The 7,276-nt window shown below is 44.4% G+C and carries 9 protein-coding genes; 1 reads left to right on the top strand and 8 read right to left on the bottom strand.

What is annotated here, in order from left to right:
* Window positions 1-741: RNA-guided endonuclease InsQ/TnpB family protein (locus tag IM473_RS17985; protein ID WP_287690546.1), on the top strand; the 741-nt coding region annotated here is incomplete at its 5' end.
* Here IM473_RS17985 and IM473_RS17980 read toward each other — a convergent pair.
* From IM473_RS17980 to IM473_RS17945, 8 genes are all read right to left on the bottom strand, one after another.
* A complete protein-coding gene (locus IM473_RS17980) occupies window positions 712-930 on the bottom strand; it encodes a hypothetical protein (protein ID WP_287658972.1) in 219 nt (72 codons plus the stop codon). The genes IM473_RS17985 and IM473_RS17980 overlap by 30 nt on opposite strands.
* A gap of 360 nt (window positions 931-1,290) precedes the next feature.
* Window positions 1,291-2,793 carry an MbnB/TglH/ChrH family RiPP precursor modification enzyme gene (locus tag IM473_RS17975; protein WP_287690545.1) on the bottom strand — a complete coding sequence of 501 codons (1,503 nt, stop codon included), beginning with the start codon at window positions 2,791-2,793 and terminating at the stop codon, window positions 1,291-1,293.
* A complete protein-coding gene (locus tag IM473_RS17970) occupies window positions 2,768-3,526 on the bottom strand; it encodes a transthyretin-like family protein (RefSeq protein ID WP_287658970.1) in 759 nt (252 codons plus the stop codon). Before IM473_RS17970 ends, IM473_RS17975 begins: the two co-directional genes overlap by 26 nt.
* Window positions 3,523-3,657: a hypothetical protein gene (locus IM473_RS17965; protein WP_287658969.1), complete on the bottom strand. Its 135-nt coding sequence runs from the start codon at window positions 3,655-3,657 to the stop codon at window positions 3,523-3,525. Before IM473_RS17965 ends, IM473_RS17970 begins: the two co-directional genes overlap by 4 nt.
* 1,259 nt (window positions 3,658-4,916) lie before the next feature.
* Window positions 4,917-5,261 (bottom strand): DUF5615 family PIN-like protein, encoded by a 345-nt coding sequence (locus IM473_RS17960; protein WP_287658968.1) that lies wholly within the window; start codon window positions 5,259-5,261, stop codon window positions 4,917-4,919.
* A gap of 18 nt (window positions 5,262-5,279) precedes the next feature.
* Entirely contained in the window at window positions 5,280-5,615 is a 336-nt protein-coding gene (locus IM473_RS17955) for a DUF433 domain-containing protein (RefSeq protein WP_287658966.1), read from the bottom strand.
* A gap of 372 nt (window positions 5,616-5,987) precedes the next feature.
* Window positions 5,988-6,371, bottom strand: coding sequence for a GUN4 domain-containing protein (locus tag IM473_RS17950; protein WP_287658974.1), 384 nt, complete (start codon window positions 6,369-6,371; stop codon window positions 5,988-5,990).
* Window positions 6,341-7,036 (bottom strand): hypothetical protein, encoded by a 696-nt coding sequence (locus IM473_RS17945; protein WP_287658965.1) that lies wholly within the window; start codon window positions 7,034-7,036, stop codon window positions 6,341-6,343. Before IM473_RS17945 ends, IM473_RS17950 begins: the two co-directional genes overlap by 31 nt.
* Window positions 7,037-7,276 lie beyond the last annotated feature (240 nt).

Here is a 7,276-nt window from a genome sequence, read left to right as displayed (position 1 = left end):
TATTATGTGCAGTTTTGCCTTAAATTAGACCCCAGAGACACGGTTAAGCCTTTAACGCCTTCCCAGAAAACCACTGGGATTGATGTGGGATTAAAGTTTTTCTTAGTAGATAGCGAAGGCCATCAAATTGATTGTCCGAACTATTACAGAAAAGCTGAAAAACAATTAAACCGATTAAACAGGAAAAAGTCAAAGAAATACCGTAAGGGTAAAAAACAATCTCGTAATTATCACAAGGCTAGAAAGCGATATGCTCGGAAACATTTAAGAGTAAGTAGGCAACGAGAAGAGTTTGTCAAGAGTGTGGCACTCCGTTTAGTTAAGTCTAACGACTTAATCGCCCAGGTCGACTTAAATGTCAAAGGCATGGTCAAGAATCGTCATTTAGCGAAGTCGATAACTGATGCAGGATGGTCTGTTTTTAGGCAATGGCTAGAGTATTTTGGGGACAAATACGGCAAGTTAACTATAGCTGTCTCACCTCATAATACGTCTCAAGATTGTGCTAATTGTGGGCAAAAAGTCCAAAAGTCGCTATCTACTCGAACCCATGTTTGTTCTCATTGTGGATACACAGATTGTCGAGATAGAAACGCCGCTTTAAACATCTTGCAAAAGGGATTAAGTAGCGTGGGGCGCACGCAAACTCTAAACGCTTCGGGAGAGATTCCCTCTTGGTTGGTTGGAGAAATCCTGCTTGCTAACGGAGACTCAATGAACGAAGAATCCCCGTCTCTTTAGAGCGGGGAGCGTCAACTGAAATTTAGCGGCCACATCGATGGGTTTTTGGGAAGGGAAGTCCGAACCTAACATTTCCCTGTTCCCATCGTTAAAAAGGATAATGGCCGCATAGGGATTGGGCAACGCGGTTATCTCCCCCGTCTGTCCTTTTCTGGGATGTTCACCGGTAACGGTGACGGAATTTCCCACCGTCAACCGAGTAGATTTAACCGACCCCAGCAATTCTCATTTTGAAAAAAATCAGATAAAATTCTCTTATTTAAATAGAGAACTTGTGGTTCTTCGGTTTGTCTTGTGCAACGTACAGGGTTATAAGGAATGAAACTCTTATAGAGAAAGACATTTGGCGATTTTTGTTAATTGTTTTCGATCTAGAGCGAACTAATCAATTAAATCTCTGGCTCTCCTCGACTTTGTGTGATAATTTTTGATCATAGAATCGTGAAATGTTTACTGGGAAAAACTTTTAGTGCTATTTTGCTGAAGAAACTATCAGTATAGACCCCGTTTCCACACAGAAACCAGAAGAGTCAGAATTCTCGTAAGCCCTCAGTGAAAAGGCAAAGTTGACCGCGTGGAATCTAAATCAACGCCACTAACTGCAACCGGTCCATCGGGTGCGATCTCGATCTCGTATTGACCGGGTTGGCTGGGTACATCGGGTAAATGCCCTTCGGCTAAAGCGCGTAACAAGGGGAATGGGTCGATGTCGAAGCGAACGAGACGCGGTTTTCCATCGATTAGCGTGGCGATAACGGATCGCTCGAACTCCAGAATTTTTAGCAGTTGGGGGAGTTGAAGGTCGAGAGCGAGCAAGTATTCGGCGAAAGCTTCCACCTCGGTGGTCGAGAATTGATGAGGCGGGGTTTTCGACCAAAAATCGGCTAGGAGAGCGCGGAAGATGTCTGGACCCAGAGCCAGCATCATCAGACGGGAAGTTAACCTGATGGCGTTGACGATCATCGAAGCGCGAAATTCTTGAATCAGGCCGTTGATAATTTGGACTCCGGGGTCGGCGGTCAGTTCTCGTGCCATTTCGTCCGGTAGAGAACGGCCGATCACCAAACTGCCTAAGAGCCACTCCCATCTACTCGGGGAAACGGCAGTACCCCCGAATACCCCCGCGTTCGTTTTCGGGACGGGATACGAGATTTCTTGGGAGGGGCGGCCGGGTTTCCGAAGTTCCCAGAGTTCGTGCAGTCGTTCTATTTGTTCTCGGACTAAATCCAGACCGACAACGGGAATGAAAGAGGGAAAAATCTCGAAAATAATCGCTTTCAAGTTCGGCAAGGTGGGAATGACCCGTTTAGCCAACTCGAATAAGGGAGCGGGTATTTCCCCGGAATGAGCGTCGAGCCAGAAACCCCCCAACTTCATGCCACCCGCTAGATGAATTTCCCAGACCCGATCGAGAGGAAGTCGGGATAGGTAAGCTTCTATGGACTGACGACCGTTGAGTTGGTTAGCCCAGAGGTTATGAAGATCCAACAACAGCCCACAATTGGCGGTTTCGATAACGCGGGCGACGAACTCGCCGTCTTCCATTTCCCCGGGCCGGGGTCGCAGGTAATTGACCCCGGTTTCCACCGCGATCGGCACGGGTAAAGCGGTTTGAAGATCCCCGATCGAGCGAACGGCGGTCTCGACTCCTTCTAGTGTTTGGAGGGGAGGCAAGAAAAAGCCCGTGTGGAATTCCGGGGTCGCGTTAAAGCTAAGATGCTCGCTCATCCAAGGCGAACCGAGACGGTTGATCGTCTGCCGCAACAGTTCTAACTGCCCTCGATCGGGGCTAACTGTCCCGCCGACGGGAATCCCGACGCTATGGACGAGCTTTTTTCCCGGAAGCCCAGCGAGACGCTCGAAAACTTTCTCTAGCGTTCGGTAGCGTCGAGGAGCTTGCCCGGTCTCGATCCACATCGTCTGAGGCTCGATTTCTAGGACAGAAAAAAGTTCCTGGCGTTGTTCTAAAAGAGGCTCTAGTTCTGGTGAATAGGTAATCCCAACGCCCATTTCCGGAAGTCGAGAATTAGATTTTGCCAAATACTTGTACATTCAACTTTTTATCAACGGTAATCAGGTCTAACTCGTTGCGAAAGGCGATATCGAATCCCGAGTGACACGCGGAACATCCGAGACGGGCGACAATACTGGCGATCGCTTCCTTCACCCGTTCGATATCGTTACTAATCCCGGCATCTAGCACTACGCTCACCCCACCGGCCCGCGCACCCAAGTCTCTGTCCATGAGTTCCGGGATCGGCCGATTCAATGCCGTGACTTTGCGCTCGGGATCGAGGATAAATTCCCGCTCGTGAAGGAAAGTACAGGCCGCCCCCGAAAAGCAGGGCTTACAACCCACGCGACCCATAATTTCCGCGATACTGACCTGCAAAGCTTCTAGATTATAGGCGACTTCAACGGGTAAAGTGACTCTAATCGGGCCGCTCAAGCCGAGTTTGTGTCCGTGACTGATCGATCGCTCCGCTTCAATGACCATTTGATTTTCTCCTGATTCAATATTCCAGAGGACAGAATCTTCCGTACTCTCGATTAGATCGTTGTCTTGAAAGATTTTAAAGAAAAGATCCGGCCGCCGCTCCAGAAACAGTTCTCGAAAGTAGGACTCGTCGAAGGTTATCTGAAAATCTCCGCCTTCCCCTGTGACAGCACTGCCAAGCAAGTCGTCATAGATTAAGTCTTTATCCCAAGCCTCAACTCGGAGTCCGGAAATACCGAAACGGGTTTGACGGTCGATAACACGACCCAAAATTTTCCATGTTGTCATGGCGATTTACCGGGGGGTAAGCTCGGTGGTCGGAAAACTCCTAAAACTATTATCAATAAAGGATTATCAGTAAGACGCTGTTCGATATAGCGCATCTGAATACTAGAAAGATAATGGGTTTCAGCCCTCATTTTGACGACATTGGTTGTCTCTTGAGAGATTTAAAAAAGCTTTCCGCACCACTAAGAGGGGTTAAGTTTAATTGTTGATGGTTCGATATTTGGTTGAAAGCAAGAATCGAGAAACTCCGAAAATGTTGCAATTCTTCATAAGACCATCGTTTTATAGCGCTTTTCGCGTTACTGAGGTATCGACAAGTTTTGCTAAAAAGGAGCTTAAGCCCCTTGCCTACGTCTCATTCTGATGAAAATTGCTATAATCTTATAAATAACAGGTTTTATGCGTTTAAATATCTATCTCTAGTAGTAAATTGCCGCTGTTCTCGACTTTGTGTAATAGTTTTTGCTTAAGGAATCGTGAAATGCTTATCGAGTAAGACTTTTGTACCGATTCTCTAAACTTTGGCGATAGACAAAACCTCAAGAATATAAGCCCGTTCTGTAATTGAGGCAATTACTTTACGAGTCATAACACTCCCCACACATCCCACATCCAATCTTAATTAAGGCTGAACGAATAATGGTAAAACCCTTTTAAAATAAGGCTTTTGACCGGTTAAAATCCGATGTTAGTGCCAGAAAATAGGATTGAGACCTTCAAAAACCTTGCATTATCTTTCTTTTAGTACATAAACTGGTACGAAAACAAGAGGGCAACAAAGCCTGAAACTCCTGACTCCGTTCTGACCTCGGCGTGAGCTCAGTCGAACGCTGAGCTCACGGCCGAAGCCTGACGACCGGCTACTGACTCCTAACCCCACCAACAAACTTTTTCAGCAAGCTCTAGATAGGGTCTGCTGAAAAAGTTTTTCGTGGGGACAGGGTGTGGGGTGTGGGGTGTAGGGTTTTACTGGTTTTGAGGTGGCCAATTATAGTCATTTCAATTAAGATTGAGAATATCAATGCCAGAGTTCATAAGGGTTTAACTGGTCTAGAGTGTATCAGACTTATCTGAAATGACTATACCTAATTTTCAGGGAAAAAGTGCCTAAATTTTCCCCCCGATCACTCCCAGGCCCGGAACTTTTTGATTTCAAAAAAGCCTCAAGATATTATCCAACAAGGTTTTTAGATTTATTCAGCAAACCGTAGATACTTGAGGCAATGATGAGAACTGAATACCTGGTTAGAAGCCCACGAAAAAACAACCGCAGAGATAAGGCTACGGAAGGAAGCTATCGACCGGCAATCGGCCGAGTTTAACCAATGGATGACCGGAATCAAAGCAAGGCTGGACGCAATCGCACGCAAGATCGAAAAATAGCGAAGATTTAAAAGGGAATCCAATCAACTCGGTCAATCCATTCTTCTGCTTCAGATGCTTCCCAAATTAGATATAATTCTTCTACCCAGATTTCTAAATTAGCACTGGGGCGCAACCACAGTAAACCCCAAATATGTCCCCCCTTATCCCAATGGTTTTTGAGGTGTCCAGGCATACTGCGACGATTATTGGTAACTAATAACCGTTGAAATGACGCAACATAATCTAGGATTTCTGGGTCTAAAGTTCCTAGGGGTGGTGCATCGGGTTCACTTACTCGCAAAATATCGAGATTAGGATTCAATCGTAACAGAGATATTTTGAGGTCTGGGGATAAGTTTTCATCTAACAAATAACAAAAACCGGATTCTCATGCGAGGTTTAGTTCTTGCTGTTTCCGTTTTAGTTTCAGTTGTCTTAGGCGTTGAATCAGGGGCGATGGCTCGGTATTTAACCACTGTTGGTATTGTTCTTCTTGCCAGTCACGGAGGCGCTGAAGATAAGCATCTATCTGGGGCTTATTTTGGTAGTAATAGGTGAGAGTAGCGTAAATTTTCTCTAGGTTTAAGCTGGGTAACTCTTGGAGAATCTGCTGGGAAGTATAACCTTTTAAATGGTAGTTGATGACATCCTCAATCCCAATGCGATGTCCTTTAATGCGGATGTCATCTGGCTCAAAAACTTCAAAGTATTCTTCTAGTTGCATGGTTTTCTTGGAGCAAACTTTCTCTTTTAATTGTAGAACCGCCAAATCGCTGAAGCTCTCGGAAAAACTAAGAAAAAAACCTGCGGTCAAGCAGAGCGATTGGCAAGAGGAAAATTGAAATGATGTAGCTACGGACAAATCTAAACTAGCGACCTAAAATATGGGCTTGAGCAAACCACAAGTCTCTGCGCGAGAGAAGAGATACCTACACCCGTCACCCCTTGCCAGGCCGTTCCTCCCGCCAAACTGCAGCATAGAGTTCCACTCCTTCAAACGGAACCACTCTGGCCACACGGGGAGGTGCGCTTGGGGTGCTGACTCCAAATTAAAGCTTATACCATTTTTCAAAACCCTTGTCATAGATCAGAATGCTCAAAGCCTTACGGTGAGAGGATTGAGTATGTCAGATATTTTGAAATTTGGTATTAGGTCATTGTATGCCATCCATTCTCCTCCATCTCTCCAGCCGACGCGATCGCCGAACTTTTCCCACACTTCCTCACGATAGTCTATCGTGCCGCCGAGACTCTCATAGATTTCTTTCTGGACACTGAAGCCAAACTTACCCATACTGTAGTGCCGCCAGAGTCCGTTAATAGTTCGTAAATCTTCACAGGGGAAATTGTTGATAGACACTGTGTCTAGCCAGCCTTCCTTTTCTATTCCTGCTGCCCGGCACATAACTTTAGCTGTTTCTTGGTCAGCCTCCTTCCACTTACCTGCTGCTAGTAAGTCATTGAGTTTAGTGTAGTCGATTCTTTCTCACTTTCTTCTCCTGTTAAAACAATTTTTGAAGGAGACTGTAGCTGCTTTATTTGTTCTTGCAACTGAGAAATTATTGCTTCTTTTTCTGTTAGTTTTTCTTGCTCTTGTTCTAAGTGTTGTTCTAACTGCTGGATCTGAGATTTCAGTGCTTGTTTTACTTCCTGCTCTTTGCTGTTTTGCTGTTCTTGATGAAAAGCAGGCTCGATTTCCCCTGCTAATTTTGGCATAATCTTATTTAGTTGTTCGCTAAATTTATATTTCAGGTCGTTAATGTCAGCATAGCTAGTATGAAAATGTCCTAAATTATGGAGTCTTTTCTTGAAATTCAACAAAGTCATAATTTCTGGACTAATTTGACTCGCATTGATGGGTGCATCTTTGAAATAAGTATAAATCCACAGATGACGATTTACTTTAAAGGTTTCCCACGCTTTGGTAAATTCTTCTTCAGTGTATATACCTACTTTAGTATGAAAGAGGCTGACGAAAATATCGCACTCTGTAATCGCTTTATTGTATTCATCTTGTAGGCGCGTTGCTGACATAGCATCGATAAAATCTTCCCAGACAACTAATTCTAAAAATATTCTCTTTTTTATATATTCTTTGTTTTGACGGTTGATAAATATTTCAAATTGTTCTCTATCATCTCTCAATTCAGATGAGGAGGCGAGAAATATTTTAATGATTATTAGACATCTCCAAAAATTTGTAAGTCAGTCACAGCAAGGAAGACAGGCAGATTAGACCAAGATTCAAAATTAGCTCTAAAAACCGATTAATCAGGGTTTTAAGAGACAAAATCGAATTTTGACGGAAAACTATGGCTAATTATAACGTCAATTACTTCCCCTGATTGCTCCCATTCTATTACTTCTAAAATTAGCGCACTAATT

It is taken from the genome of Microcystis sp. M015S2 (assembly GCF_020245945.1).
In the GTDB taxonomy this organism is placed as follows: Bacteria; Cyanobacteriota; Cyanobacteriia; order Cyanobacteriales; family Microcystaceae; genus Microcystis.
The sequence above is the reverse complement of the archived record's forward strand: the minus strand, read 5'-3'. Positions and strand labels throughout refer to the sequence as shown.

What these genes read in the sequence shown, in the direction of transcription:
- IM473_RS17965 (WP_287658969.1), bottom strand. Translation starts at nt 3,657, where the DNA reads ATGAGGGCTGAAACCCATTATCTTTCTAGTATTCAGATGCGCTATATC.
- IM473_RS17955 (WP_287658966.1), bottom strand. Translation starts at nt 5,615, where the DNA reads ATGCAACTAGAAGAATACTTTGAAGTTTTTGAGCCAGATGACATCCGC.
- IM473_RS17975 (WP_287690545.1), bottom strand. Translation starts at nt 2,793, where the DNA reads ATGTACAAGTATTTGGCAAAATCTAATTCTCGACTTCCGGAAATGGGC.
- IM473_RS17970 (WP_287658970.1), bottom strand. Translation starts at nt 3,526, where the DNA reads ATGACAACATGGAAAATTTTGGGTCGTGTTATCGACCGTCAAACCCGT.